The sequence below is a fragment of the Pseudomonas tolaasii NCPPB 2192 genome (assembly GCF_002813445.1).
Classification (GTDB): domain Bacteria; phylum Pseudomonadota; class Gammaproteobacteria; order Pseudomonadales; family Pseudomonadaceae; genus Aquipseudomonas; species Aquipseudomonas tolaasii.
The window spans coordinates 5,439,022-5,451,893 of the sequence record NZ_PHHD01000001.1; the positions used below are offsets into that span (position 1 = coordinate 5,439,022).

At 60.9% G+C, this 12,872-nt stretch carries 9 protein-coding genes; 5 read left to right on the top strand and 4 right to left on the bottom strand.

The features are described from left to right. Nucleotides 1–128 precede the first annotated feature (128 nt). Together nfuA and ATI14_RS24830 are read right to left on the bottom strand one after the other, a co-directional pair. On the bottom strand, nucleotides 129–713 hold the full coding sequence (gene nfuA, locus ATI14_RS24825; RefSeq protein WP_003190728.1) for a Fe-S biogenesis protein NfuA: 585 nt from the start codon (nucleotides 711–713) through the stop codon (nucleotides 129–131). 94 nt (nucleotides 714–807) lie between these two features. Continuing rightward, nucleotides 808–3,099, bottom strand: a complete 2,292-nt coding sequence (locus ATI14_RS24830) for a fatty acid cis/trans isomerase (protein WP_016972763.1) — start codon at nucleotides 3,097–3,099, stop codon at nucleotides 808–810. Between the two features lie 166 nt (nucleotides 3,100–3,265). On the opposite strand from ATI14_RS24830, the gene metH reads away from it, so the two are divergent. Together metH and ATI14_RS24840 are read left to right on the top strand one after the other, a co-directional pair. Continuing rightward, nucleotides 3,266–6,976, top strand: coding sequence for a methionine synthase (metH, locus tag ATI14_RS24835; protein WP_080520026.1), 3,711 nt, complete (start codon nucleotides 3,266–3,268; stop codon nucleotides 6,974–6,976). Between the two features lie 166 nt (nucleotides 6,977–7,142). Further along, the gene (locus tag ATI14_RS24840) at nucleotides 7,143–7,361 is read left to right on the top strand and encodes a DUF2970 domain-containing protein (RefSeq protein ID WP_016972764.1); all 219 of its coding nucleotides are present in this window, start codon (nucleotides 7,143–7,145) and stop codon (nucleotides 7,359–7,361) included. Here ATI14_RS24840 and ATI14_RS24845 read toward each other — a convergent pair. After that, nucleotides 7,358–8,425 (bottom strand): ABC transporter substrate-binding protein, encoded by a 1,068-nt coding sequence (locus tag ATI14_RS24845; protein ID WP_080520027.1) that lies wholly within the window; start codon nucleotides 8,423–8,425, stop codon nucleotides 7,358–7,360. The two genes, ATI14_RS24840 and ATI14_RS24845, sit on opposite strands and share 4 nt — an antisense overlap. A gap of 423 nt (nucleotides 8,426–8,848) precedes the next feature. Here ATI14_RS24845 and ATI14_RS24850 point away from each other — a divergent pair, with 423 nt between their 5' ends. Together ATI14_RS24850 and ATI14_RS24855 are read left to right on the top strand one after the other, a co-directional pair. Then, a complete protein-coding gene (locus tag ATI14_RS24850) occupies nucleotides 8,849–10,507 on the top strand; it encodes a nitrite/sulfite reductase (RefSeq protein ID WP_016972767.1) in 1,659 nt (552 codons plus the stop codon). Continuing rightward, a complete protein-coding gene (locus ATI14_RS24855) occupies nucleotides 10,491–10,985 on the top strand; it encodes a DUF934 domain-containing protein (protein ID WP_003235539.1) in 495 nt (164 codons plus the stop codon). Before ATI14_RS24850 ends, ATI14_RS24855 begins: the two co-directional genes overlap by 17 nt. Before the next feature lie 110 nt (nucleotides 10,986–11,095). Here ATI14_RS24855 and ATI14_RS24860 read toward each other — a convergent pair whose 3' ends face one another. Next, the gene (locus ATI14_RS24860) at nucleotides 11,096–11,500 is read right to left on the bottom strand and encodes a MerR family transcriptional regulator (protein ID WP_016972768.1); all 405 of its coding nucleotides are present in this window, start codon (nucleotides 11,498–11,500) and stop codon (nucleotides 11,096–11,098) included. A gap of 72 nt (nucleotides 11,501–11,572) precedes the next feature. Here ATI14_RS24860 and ATI14_RS24865 point away from each other — a divergent pair, with 72 nt between their 5' ends. Further along, entirely contained in the window at nucleotides 11,573–12,805 is a 1,233-nt protein-coding gene (locus tag ATI14_RS24865) for an NADH:flavin oxidoreductase/NADH oxidase family protein (protein WP_016972769.1), read from the top strand. Nucleotides 12,806–12,872: the final 67 nt, after the last annotated feature.

Genomic DNA, 12,872 nt, shown 5'->3' on the forward strand with positions numbered 1-12,872 from the left:
GTGGGAGCAGGCTTGCCAGCTCCCACAGTTGATCTGTTTTGTTAGATAAATCCTGTAAGACATTAATTTTAAAGCATAAAAAACGGCGCTCACGGGGCGCCGTTTTTTGTTTGCAGTGAACACCTTACTCAGTAGTAGGCGTTTTCTTTCTGCGTGTGGTCGGTCACGTCGCGTACGCCCTTGAGCTCCGGAATACGCTCGAGCAAGGTACGCTCGATGCCTTCGCGCAGGGTCACGTCCGCCTGGCCGCAGCCCTGGCAGCCGCCGCCGAATTTCAACACGGCGATGCCGTCATCCACCACGTCGATCAAGCTGACCTGGCCGCCATGACTGGCCAGACCCGGGTTGATCTCGGTTTGCAGATAGTAATTGATGCGCTCGTTGACCGGGCTGTCGGCGTTGACGTTCGGCACCTTGGCGTTTGGCGCCTTGATGGTCAACTGGCCGCCCATGCGGTCGGTGGCGTAGTCGACCACGGCGTCGTCGAGGAAGGCTTCGCTGAAGGCATCGATGTACGCGGTGAAGCTTTTCAGCCCCAGGGCGGTGTCTTCAGGCTTTTCTTCGCCGGGCTTGCAGTAGGCAATGCACGTCTCGGCATATTGGGTGCCGGGCTGGGTGATAAAGACGCGGATGCCGATACCCGGGGTGTTCTGCTTGGACAGCAGGTCAGCCAGGTAATCGTGGGCGGCGTCGGTAATGGTTATGGCAGTCATGGAAACTCCTCACAGGCTTGCCGGCAGTTTACGCCAAAATATTACGCAGGTACAAAGTCCGAGTAATTTTGTCGGAAAAGACTTTGCAGCCCCATCAGAGGTTTTCATATCGGTTCATGTCCAGCACGCCCTCTTCCACGGGTGTGGTTTCGTGGATGTATTGCGACAGGTCATGGAAATACTGCCAGAACAGCGGATGACTGCGGCGTACCCCCCAACGGTCGACAACCTTCTCGAAACGCTTGGCGTCCTTGGCGCTTTCCATCGCCGTGACGAACTCAGGCACTTCCTGAGCGGGAATATTGAACATGAAGTTCGGGTAGCTGCTCAGCACGCCCGGATAGATAGTGACCGTGTCCAGACCAGGCTGATAGCGATAAGCCTCGCCCAGCAAAAAGGCCACGTTGCTGTGCGCCCGGTTGCGCAACATGCTGTAGACCACGCGTTTTCCGCTGTTGGTTTCGATGCGCAGCATGGTGGCTTCGGGCAACTGGTCAATCACCTTGAGCCCCGCCGCCGGGCGCGAGGTCAGGCGGCTCAATGCTTGCTCGGCCTCCTGCAACGCCGGGTCAATGCCGTCGCGCGAGCAATAGGCGCCGCTGCAGCGGTTGATCGGGTCCGGGCTGGCATTCAAGTCGCCGTAGCGGGTCAGCAACTGGTTGGCGAAGTCGCGTTTCGGGTCTTTTTCGTCCAGATGCAAGCCGGTTGGCTTGTCGTCATCAATCGCCTCGTAGTCCAGCCACAGCTTGAGTTTGCCGCTGTTCTGGTACCAGTCGTCCATAAAGCCGTCGCGGCTGTCGGCAGGCATCAGGCGCAGGAAGTTCTGTTCGGCGCCGTTACGGATCAGGTCGAAGTACAGCCGGGTCTGGGCTTGGTGCGATACGTTGCCGAACACGTCGAAGTTCACCGCCAACTGATAATAGGTGCGCTCCAGCAGCGGGTAGTCGAACAGCCACATCGTTTGCGGCACTTCACCAATCAGGCCTTTGGTCACCGAGGCGCTGTCGAAGTGGCGGAAGATGCTCAGCAAGGCATTGTCATTGCCGGCCCACAGGGTCGACCAGCTCGGTGGCGGCAAATCCGCATAGTTGTCACGGCGCAAGGCTTCGTATTGGTTGCGTTTGTCGCGGTAGGCCAGCCACAGGCTCAGCACGCTGCCCACGTCATCGTTTTGCCCCGGCATCGCCAGCAGCGGCGTGGCCTGGCCACGGTAACGCGCGTCGGTGATGTACAGGTCGTGGTCCGGGTCCTGGAACAGCGTCCAGAAGTTGTCGCGGATGACGTCCGTGGCAATCTGCCCCCGGCACACCGGCCCGCGAATAAAGGTGCGTACAAAGTATTCGGCGTTATCCAGCATGAACTGGTAGCGCGCCTTGGCCGGAATGGCTTCGAAGGTGGCGAACGGGTTGGCGCGGCTGCCCGGCCCATAGCCAGGCAAGGCGTTGACCTGCCAGTTACCGGCGTAGAACAGCTCTTTCACGCGCGCCATTTTCGCCGCGCTGAACGGATAGGTGATGTGGGTTTTGTGCACGATCACGCCCTGCACCGGCCACAGGCGGTAGTACACCTGGGTGCCCGGGTCGTCATTGGGGCGACGGGTGGCGATCAAGTCAATCGGCTTGCCGCTGGGCGTGCGGGAGCGCACCCACTGGAAGTAATGCCCCGGCTCGCCGTTCTCGAAATAGATGTGAGCCAGGAACAGGTGCTCGAACAACCAGCGCGCCACCAGGCTTTCCCGGGCGCCAGGCTGATTGAACAGGTTTTCCCATTGCTGCACCTGCAGGGCTTCTTTGGCGCTCGGCGCCAGGCCCTGCTCATCGATAGGCGCACCGGACGCCAGCCAGCGCTGCAACGTCTGGTATTGCTGGTCGGTCAGGCCGGTGACCGCCAGCGGCATGCCTTCCTTGGGATGACTGCCTGCGTAGGCATTGAACTCGCCCGGCGTCGCGCACATGTTTTCGCGGTTCAGACCCAGCACGATGTCGTCGGGCAGCTTGGCGTTGGGCTGCAGCGGCGCGTTGTGACCCAGCTCCAGCATGCGCGCCATCAACGCAGCCTGGCTGCCCTGGGCGTCCAACACTGAATAGAAGCCCTTCTGCTGCCACGCCTGTTTGCCGAAGGCGTCATAGAACAGCCGCGTAGTCGGCGTGGCCTGGCTGCGCTCGCCGTCATACACCGGCACTTTGCTCGCGCCACGGGCCGCGCCCTCGGCACTGCCCAGGTTCAACTGGCAGGCGGAGTCGTAGCAGGCATGGCAGGCCACACACTTCTCGGTAAAAATCGGCTGGATGTCGCGGGTATAGGAAAGCGCGGGAGCCGGGCTTTGCGCCTGAGTGCTACTGGCGATCAGCAACAACACCGCGCTGACGATAAGACGAAATGACATGTACCCGGTCCCGATTCAATGCGTGCGCTGAAAAATTGCCGGTGATTCTACCGGGCCAAGGCCTGCAGCAACATGAACGATATTCATGCAAAATCTGCACATACTCTAAATCGGCACAGGTTTGCTATGATTGCCGCCCTCCGAAATGCCTGACCAGAGTAGTCCCATGTCCGATCGTAGCGTTCGTCTGCAAGCCCTCCATCAAGCCCTTAAGGAACGCATTCTGATCCTCGACGGCGGTATGGGCACGATGATCCAGAGCTACAAGCTTGAGGAACACGACTACCGTGGCAAACGCTTCGCCGACTGGCCGAGTGACGTCAAAGGCAACAATGACCTGTTGGTGATCACCCGCCCCGACGTGATCGGCGGCATCGAAAAAGCCTACCTGGATGCCGGCGCCGACATCCTGGAAACCAACACCTTCAACGCCACGCGCATTTCCATGGCCGACTACGGTATGGAAGAGCTGGCCTTTGAGCTAAACGTAGAAGGCGCACGCCTGGCGCGCAAGATCGCCGACGCCAAGACCGCAGAAAACCCGGCCAAACCGCGTTTCGTCGCGGGCGTGCTCGGCCCTACCAGCCGCACCTGCTCGTTGTCTCCGGACGTGAACAACCCCGGCTACCGCAACGTGACCTTTGATGAACTGGTGGAAAACTACACCGAGGCCACCAAAGGCCTGATCGAAGGCGGCGCCGACCTGATCCTGATCGAGACCATTTTCGACACCCTCAACGCCAAGGCCGCCATTTTCGCCGTGCAAGGCGTGTTCGAAGAACTGAACATCGAGCTGCCGATCATGATCAGCGGCACCATCACCGACGCCTCCGGTCGTACCCTGTCGGGCCAGACCACCGAAGCGTTCTGGAACTCGGTGGCCCACGCCAAGCCGATTTCCGTGGGCCTGAACTGCGCCCTCGGCGCCAGCGAACTGCGCCCGTACCTGGAAGAATTGTCGAACAAGGCCAACACCCACGTTTCCGCGCACCCGAACGCCGGCCTGCCCAACGAATTCGGCGAATACGACGAGTTGCCGTCGCAAACCGCCAAGGTCATTGAAGAGTTCGCCCAAAGCGGCTTCCTCAATATCGTCGGCGGTTGCTGCGGCACCACGCCGGGCCACATCGAAGCCATCGCCAAGGCCGTGGCCGGCTATGCGCCGCGCGTGATCCCCGACATTCCCAAAGCCTGCCGCCTGTCGGGCCTGGAGCCGTTCACCATTGATCGCAGTTCGTTGTTCGTCAACGTCGGCGAGCGCACCAACATCACCGGCTCGGCCAAGTTCGCCCGCCTGATCCGTGAAGACAACTACACCGAAGCCCTTGAAGTCGCCCTGCAGCAGGTGGAAGCCGGCGCCCAGGTGATCGACATCAACATGGACGAGGGCATGCTGGATTCGAAGAAGGCCATGGTGACCTTCCTCAATCTGATTGCCGGTGAGCCGGATATCTCCCGCGTACCGATCATGATCGACTCCTCCAAATGGGACGTGATCGAAGCCGGCCTCAAGTGCATCCAGGGCAAGGGCATCGTCAACTCCATCAGCATGAAGGAAGGCGTGGAGCAATTCATTCACCACGCCAAGCTGTGCAAGCGCTATGGCGCCGCCGTGGTGGTGATGGCGTTCGACGAAGCCGGCCAGGCCGACACCGAAGCGCGCAAGAAAGAGATCTGCAAACGCTCCTACGACATTCTGGTGAATGAAGTCGGTTTCCCGCCGGAAGACATCATCTTCGACCCGAATATCTTCGCGGTCGCCACCGGTATTGAAGAACACAACAACTACGCCGTCGACTTCATCAACGCCTGTGCCTACATCCGTGACGAGCTGCCCTACGCACTGAGTTCCGGTGGTGTGTCCAACGTGTCGTTCTCGTTCCGTGGCAACAACCCGGTGCGCGAGGCGATCCACTCGGTGTTCCTGCTGTATGCGATCCGCAACGGCCTGACCATGGGTATCGTCAACGCCGGCCAGTTGGAGATCTACGACCAGATCCCGGCCGAGCTGCGTGACGCCGTGGAAGACGTGGTGCTCAACCGCACGCCGGAAGGCACCGACGCCCTGCTCGCCATCGCCGACAAGTACAAGGGCGACGGCAGCGTCAAGGAAGCCGAGACCGAGGAATGGCGGGGCTGGGACGTGAACAAGCGCCTGGAGCACGCGCTGGTCAAGGGCATCACCACCCACATTGTGGAAGACACCGAAGAATCGCGGCTGTCGTTCGCGCGCCCGATCGAAGTGATCGAAGGCCCGCTGATGTCCGGCATGAACATCGTCGGCGACCTGTTTGGTGCGGGCAAAATGTTCTTGCCACAGGTAGTGAAATCCGCCCGTGTAATGAAACAGGCCGTGGCTCACCTGATTCCGTTCATCGAGCTGGAAAAAGGCGACAAGCCGGAAGCCAAGGGCAAGATCCTGATGGCCACGGTAAAAGGCGACGTGCATGACATCGGCAAGAACATTGTCGGCGTGGTGCTGGGTTGCAACGGCTATGACATCGTCGATTTGGGCGTGATGGTGCCGACGGAGAAGATCCTGCAGGTGGCCAGGGAGCAGAAGTGCGACATTATCGGGCTGTCCGGCCTGATTACGCCGTCCCTGGACGAAATGGTGCACGTGGCCCGCGAGATGCAGCGCCAGGACTTCCACCTGCCATTGATGATCGGCGGCGCGACGACTTCCAAGGCACACACGGCGGTGAAGATCGAGCCCAAGTACAGCAACGATGCGGTGGTGTACGTCACCGACGCCTCCCGCGCGGTGGGCGTGGCCACACAGTTGCTGTCCAAGGAACTGAAAGCCGGCTTCGTCGAACGTACCCGTGAAGAATACGTGGAAGTGCGCGAGCGCACCTCCAACCGCAGCGCCCGCACCGAGCGCCTGAGCTACGCGGCGGCGATCGCCAAGAAGCCGCAGTTCGACTGGAGCAGCTACACCCCAGTGGTGCCGACTTTTACCGGTGCCAGGGTGCTGGACAATATCGACCTCAAGGTGCTGGCCGAGTACATCGACTGGACGCCGTTCTTCATTTCCTGGGATCTTGCCGGTAAATTCCCGCGCATTCTCGACGACGAAGTGGTCGGTGAAGCCGCCCGCGCGCTGTATGCCGACGCCCAGGAGATGCTCGCCAAGCTAATCGATGAAAAACTCATCAGCGCCCGTGCGGTGTTCGGCTTCTGGCCGGCCAACCAGGTGCAGGACGATGACCTGGAAGTCTACGGCGACGACGGCAAGCCCCTGGCGACCTTGCATCACCTGCGCCAGCAGATCATCAAGACCGACGGCAAGCCGAACTTCTCCCTGGCCGACTTCGTGGCGCCCAGGGACAGCGGCGTGACCGACTACGTGGGTGGCTTCATCACCACCGCCGGCATCGGCGCCGAAGAAGTGGCCAAGGCGTATCAGGACGCGGGCGACGACTACAACTCGATCATGGTCAAGGCCCTCGCCGACCGCCTGGCCGAAGCTTGCGCCGAATGGCTGCACCAGCAAGTGCGTAAAGACTATTGGGGGTATGCCAAAGATGAAGACCTGGACAACGAGGCCTTGATCAAGGAGCAGTACAGCGGTATCCGCCCTGCTCCCGGCTACCCGGCGTGCCCGGATCACACCGAGAAAGGCACCTTGTTCCAACTGCTGGATCCCGAAGCGCAGGAAATGCACGCCGGGCGCAGCGGTGTATTCCTCACCGAGCACTACGCCATGTTCCCGGCGGCGGCCGTCAGCGGCTGGTACTTCGCCCACCCGCAGGCGCAGTACTTCGCCGTCGGCAAGATCGACAAGGACCAGGTGACCAGCTACACCACGCGCAAAGGCCAGGATCTGACTGTGACCGAGCGCTGGCTGGCGCCGAACCTGGGTTACGACAACTGATCTACCGCAACGCCGATCAAAATGTGGGAGCTGGCTTGCCTGCGATGCAGACACCTCGGTACTTCAGGCAAACCGAGTTGATGCCATCGCAGGCAAGCCAGCTCCCACATTGGTTTCGTGCTGTTTGGACTATGCTTTCCCCCAGGCACATTGTTCTGAGGGATGTATGGACGATCCGACCGACCACAAGCCTCCTACCTTCTGGCAGATGCTGCACAGCGTCATGGCCGCCGCCTTTGGCGTGCAGAGCGGCAAGAACCGTGCGCGCGACTTCACCCACGGCAAACCCAGCCACTTTGTGATCCTGGGCATCCTGTTTACGGTGGTGTTTGCCTTGACGCTGTTCGGCATCGTCAAGCTGGTGCTGTTGATGGCGGGCGTTTAGCGCAGCAGCCATTGCAGACTGAACGGGTAGCGATAGGACGCAGGCTTGCCCACGGCAGACATCCCTCGAAAATCCACCGACGGCGCAGGCCCCAGCAAGCGTTGCGCCTGTGTCGCGTCGATCAGTTGAAACAGCGACGCCTGGCGGTCTCTGCCGCCGTACGTGGCCATGTCCACGCCCCTGGCGTCGTCATTGATCAGCACCATCGCCCAGCCGCCCAAGGTGAAATGCCCCGCAACGAGGGTCGTCAACCGCCCCTCCAAGCGCGCGTTCAAGGCGGCTGGCGAGCTGTTCGCCGCGCTGAACAACACATCCTTGCCCGGCACACGCCCACTGTCTTGCAGCGCCTGCATGGCACCCAGCGCCATCTCGTCATTGGCCGACCATACCAGCGCCGTCTGCGGGTAACGCTTGAACAGCTGCGTGGCCTGCTCAAAGGCACGCTGGCGGCTCCATTCGCCGTACACGAGCTGGCGCAGGCGCACTTGCGGGTGCTCCGCCAGGGCGCGATGCAGGCCCTGCTCGCGCAGTTGTGAGACGGGGGTATTTTTGGCGCCGGAGAACGCCAGCAAGTCGATGGTCGCGCCCGGCGCAACCGGGCCGTGCTGGCGCAGCAGGTCAGAGAGCATCAGGTAGCCGGCCTGTTCGTCGTCGGCGATCAGGCTGCCGATCCAGTTGGTATCCCGGTGGGCATCGAGCAATTGCACCTGGTCGGCCGTCAGGCTGTTATTGACCATCAGCAGCTTGACCCCGCTACCCCGCGCCATGCGCAGGATTTGCGGTGCCACATACTCCTCGTTCACCAACACCAGGTAATCGGGCCGTTGGCTGCCTTGCAACACTTCGCGGGCTTGGGCCACCGTGTTGTGGCCGTCACGCTCGGAATAGCGCACACGCAAATCCAGGCCGAGGTCCTTGGCCGCGGCCTGCATGAATTGCGTGTAGCTGACCCAGAAGGTTTCAGTCGACATGCCAGGGTTGAGAAACACCACCGACGCCGCGTGAGCCATGGCCCCGTACGTCGATCCCAGCAACCACACACACGTAAGCAGAACCTTCAACATAGTTGTTCAAGCCCTGAAGATTGAGCGCCATGATAATGGCAATGCGACACTCAATGAAGGCTCAATCAACGCTCTTTTACTGGTGGCTGACCCAGAACACCGCGGTTCCCACCACCAGAATGATCAGGAACAAAATCGCCCAGGCATCAACGGTGCTGTCGGGTTTACGCGCCTTTACAGGATTGCTCATCGCATCGCCTCTTGTCGGTTTTATAGGTGATTGCACTAAGACTCGACGACAGTAAAGACCACACTTGCCCCCATGACAAATGTGGGCATTGCGAGAATCAGTCTCATTAGTCATTTTGGTTATTTACATATACTCAAACATCACTTTTGCGCATAAACGCAAACTGGTATCGTGCGCCGGCTCCGTTGGGAGTGCGCGGCCGTGCGCGCAGATTTGCCGAGAACAGGACCTATATGTACGTATACGACGAATACGATCAGCGCATCATCGAGGACCGCGTCAAGCAGTTCCGTGATCAGACCCGACGCTATCTGGCAGGTGAACTGAGCGAAGAAGAGTTCCGCCCTCTGCGCCTGCAAAATGGCCTTTATGTTCAGCGCTTTGCGCCGATGCTGCGGGTGGCCGTGCCTTATGGCCAGCTGACTTCGCGCCAGATGCGCATGATGGCCAAGATTGCCCGCGACTACGACAAAGGCTATGCCCACATCAGTACGCGCCAGAACGTACAGTTCAACTGGCCGGCGCTGGAAGACGTGCCGGACATCCTGGCTGAACTGGCCACCGTACAAATGCACGCCATTCAGACCAGCGGTAACTGCCTGCGCAACGTGACCACCGACCAATTCGCCGGCGTTGCCGCCGACGAGCTGATCGACCCACGCCCCTGGTGCGAAATCGTCCGCCAATGGACCACCTTCCACCCAGAATTCGCTTACCTGCCGCGCAAGTTCAAGATCGCCATCAATGGCTCGACCTCGGACCGTGCAGCCATCGAAGTGCACGACATTGGCCTTGAGCCGGTGTACAACGCCGCCGGCGACCTGGGTTTCCGCGTCCTGGTGGGTGGCGGCCTGGGCCGCACCCCGGTGGTCGGTGCCTTCATCAACGAGTTTCTGCCGTGGCAGGACCTGTTGAGCTACCTCGACGCCATTCTGCGGGTCTACAACCGCTACGGCCGTCGTGACAACAAGTACAAGGCCCGGATCAAGATCCTGGTCAAGGCGCTGACCCCTGAGGTGTTCGCCCAGAAAGTCGACGCCGAAATGGAACACCTGCGCGGCGGCCAGACCACCTTGACCGAAGCCGAAGTTCACCGTGTGGCCAAGCACTTCGTCGACCCTGAGTACAAGGCCCTGGCCAATCAGGACGCCGAGTTTGCCACGCTGGATAAAGAGCATCCGGGTTTCGCCCGCTGGCGCAGCCGCAACACCCTGGCGCACAAAAAGCCGGGCTATGTGGCCGTGACCCTGTCGCTCAAACCGACCGGCGTTGCACCGGGCGATATCACCGACAAACAACTGGATGCCGTCGCCGACCTGGCCGACCGCTACAGCTTCGGTCAACTGCGCACCTCCCACGAGCAGAACATCATTCTCGCGGACGTTGAGCAAAGCCAACTGTTCACCCTGTGGGGCGAGCTGCGCGAAGGCGGTTTCGCCACGCCGAACATCGGCCTGCTGACCGACATCATCTGCTGCCCGGGCGGCGATTTCTGCTCCCTGGCCAACGCCAAGTCGATCCCGATCGCCGAATCGATCCAGCGGCGTTTCGACGACCTGGACTACCTGTTCGACATCGGCGAGCTGGACCTGAACATTTCCGGTTGCATGAACGCCTGTGGCCACCACCACGTCGGCCACATCGGCATCCTGGGCGTGGACAAGAAAGGCGAAGAATTCTACCAAGTGTCCCTGGGTGGCAGCGCCAGCCGCGATGCGAGCCTGGGCAAGATCCTCGGCCCGTCCTTCGCCCAGGAAGCCATGCCTGACGTGATCGGCAAACTGATCGATGTGTACGTCGAACAGCGCACCGAAGATGAGCGTTTCATCGACACCTACCAGCGCATCGGCATCGACCTGTTCAAGGAGCGCGTCTATGCAGCGAATCATTAAGAACAACGAAGTCCTCGACGAAACCTGGCACCTGCTGCCCAAGGACGCGAGCTTCGACGGCATTTCCAACTGCGACGACCTGATCGTGCCGTTGGCCCTGTGGCGCGAACACGGCCACGCCCTCAAGGCGCGCGACGGCGGCCTGGGTGTGTGGCTGGACGCCGATGAAGAAGCCGAAGAAATCGGCGCCGACGTGGAACACTTCCAGGTCATCGCCCTGAACTTCCCGGCCTTCACCGACGGGCGCAACTACTCCAACGCACGCCTGCTGCGCGACCGCTACGGTTACAAGGGTGAGCTGCGCGCGATTGGCGACGTGCTGCGCGACCAGCTGTTCTACCTGCGCCGCTGCGGTTTCGATGCCTTCGCCTTGCGCGCCGACAAAGACCCGTACGAAGCGCTGGAAAGCCTCAAGGACTTCTCGGTGACGTACCAGGCTGCAACGGATGAACCATTGCCGTTGTTCCGTCGTCGCTAAGCCTAGGCGCATTGATCGTTCCCACGCTCTGCGTGGGAATGCCGCCGGGGACGCTCTGCGTCCTGCTGAAGCATCAGCGCATGAAAAAGCCCTGGCACGCCGGGGCTTTTTTATGCGTTGGATTTAATCGACGCCAGCACCTGTTGCTGCCCCATTGAGCACGGCACGCCTTCAGGCTGCGCCCGTACCGCCTCGATCACACCCAGCAACTGCGCCTTGCTGTGGGCCAGTTGCGCCTGCATCACTTCGATCTGCGCGACCTTGCGCTCCAGCCCTTCAATCAACTCCTCGCGCTTGTGTTCACCCGGCGCCGGCATCAGCGCTTTTAGCTCCTGCAACGTAAATCCGGCCTGCTGCGCGCTCTGAATCAACTGCAGCGTTTGCAGCGCCTCCTGCGAATAGCGCCGATAGCCATTGGCCTGGCGCCCCACCTGGCTGATCAAGCCTTCAGCCTCATAAAAACGGATGCGCGACGCCGCCAGCCCGCTCTGCTTTGCCAACTCACCGATATTCATCACCAAACCCTGCTTGACATTAAAGTTAACTTTAAGCTTAGCCTGAGGCCTCCCCCGCTCAGGAGTCAACCCATGTCACCCTTTGAAGCCCTGCAACTGCCCAATGGCCAAGTCATTTCCAACCGTATCGCCAAAGCGGCGATGGAAGAAAACATGGCCGATGCGCACCAGGCGCCCTCTCCCGAATTGAAGCAGCTATACAAGACCTGGGCTGAAGGCGAACCCGGCCTGTTGATCACCGGCAACGTGATGATCGACCGCCGCGCCATGACCGGCCCCGGCGGCGTGGCCCTGGAAGACGAGACGCACCTGGCAAGCTTTCGTGAGTGGGCCGACGTGGCGCGGGCCAAAGGCGTGCACTTCTGGGTGCAACTCAGCCATCCGGGGCGCCAGACGCCGGGTAATCTGCGCCAGCCTTCTGTCGCACCTTCCGCCGTCGCGCTGGACCTGGGCGGCTTCTCGAAGATGTTCGCCATGCCCAAGGCCATGACCGAGGACGACATCCAGGACGTGATCAAACGTTTCGCCACCAGCGCACGCCTGGCCGAGAAAGCCGGGTTTACCGGGGTGCAAATCCACGGCGCCCACGGCTACCTGTTAAGCCAGTTTCTGTCGCCGTTGAGCAACAAACGCACTGACCGCTGGGGCGGCTCGCTGGAAAACCGAGCACGCTTGCTGCTGGAGGTGATCGCCGCCATTCGCGCCAGCGTCAGCCCGTCGTTTTGCGTGGCGGTGAAACTTAACTCGGCGGACTTCCAGCGCGGCGGTTTCGACGCTGCCGATGCGCGCGCTGTGGTGCAAATGCTCAACCCGCTGCCCATCGATCTGCTGGAATTGTCCGGCGGCAGCTACGAGGCGCCGGCCATGCAAGGCGAAGCGCGTGATGGCCGCACTTTGGCGCGCGAAGCGTATTTTCTGGAATTCGCCAAGGAGCTGGCCGCCATTGCCCGGATGCCGTTGATGGTCACCGGCGGCATCCGTCGCCTGCCCATCGTGCAACAGGTGCTGGACAGCGGCATCGCCATGGCCGGCATCGCCACGGCCCTGACCCTGGAACCGCAGCTGATCAAACACTGGCGCGACGGCCGCGACCTCAACCCGCAACTCAAGCCGATCAATTGGCAGCGCAAACCTTTGGCCGCCCTCGCTACCCTGGCCGTGGTGCGCTACCAGATGCGCCGCCTGAGCCGCGGCCATGCGCCCAAGGCAGACGTCAAACCGTGCATGGCACTGGTACGTGACCAGTGGTTCCTGGCGCGACGCACCCGCCAATACCGCGCCGCCATGAGTCAATCTTCACATTAAGGGGTGAGTATTCGCCGTGATCGAACTGTCCTCTACTGATCAGCAGCTTTTAACCTCACTGACGATT